This window comes from Bartonella sp. MR168JLCBS (genome assembly GCF_042194175.1).
The window spans coordinates 1-673 of the sequence record NZ_JBHIMP010000423.1; the positions used below are offsets into that span (position 1 = coordinate 1).

1 protein-coding gene is annotated in these 673 nt (G+C 37.4%); it reads left to right on the forward strand.

The genetic code is table 11. The features are described from left to right. Positions 1–209: 209 nt before the first annotated feature. Positions 210–673: pyridoxamine 5'-phosphate oxidase (pdxH, locus tag ACFIK8_RS11750; RefSeq protein ID WP_375669530.1), on the forward strand; the 464-nt coding region annotated here is incomplete at its 3' end.

Here is a 673-nt window from a genome sequence, read left to right on the forward strand (position 1 = left end):
AGAGACTAAAATACCAGATAGAATAGATATTTTTAATATAGCGCATTCAATTCTATGCTAAAGGAAAAAATAATTAATTAAAACACCATAAAAATACATAACCGAAGTGGCTTTTTGAAATAGAAAAAACTAGCGCTTTACTTCTCGATGATAAAATAAACCACAGAATAAGAATATCCCTCTCGTACTCGCTGACATTCGGAGATACTATGAGCAACAAAGTACAAATGGATAATGACTTTATGCAAATGCAAAAACCTTTCGCACTTTTCGCAAAATGGCTTGAAGAGGCAACAGTGAGCGAAATAAACGATCCTAACGCTATGGCGTTAGCAACAGTTGATGAAACAGGCTTACCTAATGTTCGTATGGTTCTTCTGAAAGACTTTAGTTCCCGAGGTTTCGTTTTCTATACCAACTATGAAAGCTGCAAAGGACAAGAAATTTTAAAATCAATGAAAGCGTCCTTAGTTTTTCATTGGAAATCTCTCCGCCGTCAGATCAGAATTCGGGGAATTGTTGAAAAAGTCAGTACTCAGGAAGCAGATGTATATTTCCAATCGCGACCACGTGGCAGCCGAATCGGTGCATGGGCATCCAAACAATCTCAACCATTAGAAAATCGTTTTGTCCTCGAAAAGGCAATTGCTCAATATACTGCGCGTTATGCAGT